1 protein-coding gene is annotated in these 1,229 nt (G+C 55.3%); it reads right to left on the bottom strand.

The window, feature by feature from the left end; all coding sequences use genetic code 11:
* The coding region (locus A596_RS05030) for a glycoside hydrolase family 5 protein (protein ID WP_326979663.1) at positions 1-1,229 on the bottom strand (1,229 nt) is incomplete at both ends.

Raw genomic sequence — 1,229 nt, 5'->3', positions numbered from 1 at the left:
TTGTTGCGCACATAGCCGATGAAGTTATCCCAGCCGGCCGGTTGGGTATTGACAGCGCCGCTTTCAAAGGTTTCGGAGAACAACACCCCGGCACCGTTGTTAACGGAAGAGCTGCTGCCCACGACGGCCACTGAACTGCTGGAGCGTGAGCTGGAGGTGGTCACAACCGGGGTTGATGACGAGCTGCGCGCAGAAGTAGAAGGCGTGGAGCTGGTCACCGTACCACCGTTGTTGGCAATAATGGCATTGCGAACCAGGGTGCCGGAGGTGGTCAGTTGTGCACTGGTCCAGCCACCGTTGGCACTGGCGCCGGCGACGAGGGCGGACGCGCCTTCGACCTTATCATTCAATGCCCAGTTCGCATGGCTGATACCGTTGGTTTTCAGGAAGTTCAGCCAGGTAGTGGTTTCGGCAGTATCGACACCGCCATCCCCGTCGGCATTCACTGAGCCCCATTCGGTCACGAACAATGCAATACCATTATTCATTGCCGTTTGCGCTTTATCACGCAGCCATTGCTTGTGGGTGCCGGCGTAGAAGTGCAGGGTGTAAGCGATGTTGCTGTAGCCTGTGATTTTATCCTGTGAAGCAACATCCACATCCTGGGACCAGGAGGGAGTACCCACAATAATCAGGTTGTCAGGGTCGATGGCACGGATTTCTTTAATCACATCCACTGCATAAGGCTTGATCACGTTGCTCCAGGAGACCTGCAGCGGCTCGTTGTATACCTCATAAATAATGTTGTTGTAGTGGCCGTATTTGGTTGCCATTTCCTTGAAGAAGGTAATAGCAGCAGCTTTGTTGGCTTCAGCCGTGTGGGTGTGCCAATCGATAATCACATACATGTTATTGGCGATAGCCGCATCAATAACCGCCGTCGCACGGGTTTTGTTGGTGGAATCGGTCAGGTATCCACCATCGGATTCAGTGCCCATTGCCACGCGCACCACATTGGCTTTCCAGTCAGATTTCAACCAGGAAACGACCTGGGCGTTGTAGTACTTCTCGCCGCCCCAGCCAGTGTTGCTCCAGAACAGGCTCACACCGGCGAGGTTGGCGGGCTGGCCGTTCGTGGTGACTTTATTGCCTTGTACGGCAAGAGGCGTAACCCCCTGGGGAATACCGGCGGAAGACGAAGAGCGAGAGGTAGTCGGTGTCGATGAGGTAGTCGAACCCCCACAAACAGCCCCCGAGATAGTCGGGATCTCGGCAGCAGCAGCCCCTTT

The sequence above is a fragment of the Cellvibrio mixtus subsp. mixtus J3-8 genome, assembly GCF_000766945.1.
GTDB lineage: Bacteria > Pseudomonadota > Gammaproteobacteria > Pseudomonadales > Cellvibrionaceae > Cellvibrio > Cellvibrio mixtus_A.
Note: the sequence above shows the minus strand (reverse complement) of the source record. Positions and strands in the feature narration are given on the sequence as shown.